Genomic DNA, 227 nt, shown 5'->3' with positions numbered 1-227 from the left:
GCCGCTGCACCGTCTCGCCCATGTCCTTGAGCGGAGCCGTGGCACCCGGACGCGTCTCGGTGGCGAGCAGCAGGCCCCGGTTGGCGCGCGCCACGCCGTGGCCGCCGGTCGCCAGCTCGAACCCTTCACCCCTTGGCGTGCTGCGCCCCTTGTGGCCGTCAATCAGTGTGATGCTGCCGAGTCCGAGGCGCGACTGCGCCTGGTCGCTGGAAACCTGCACCTTGAGT

Annotated in this window: 1 protein-coding gene; it reads right to left on the bottom strand. The window is 70.9% G+C overall.

Annotated features, from left to right (window positions below):
• Positions 1–227: type VI secretion system Vgr family protein (locus PQR02_RS40975; protein ID WP_408243476.1), on the bottom strand; the 227-nt coding region annotated here is incomplete at both ends.

The organism is Paraburkholderia sediminicola, from assembly GCF_046026895.1.
Classification (GTDB): Bacteria; Pseudomonadota; Gammaproteobacteria; order Burkholderiales; family Burkholderiaceae; genus Paraburkholderia; species Paraburkholderia sediminicola_C.
This window is presented reverse-complemented; position numbering and strand designations above follow the sequence as displayed.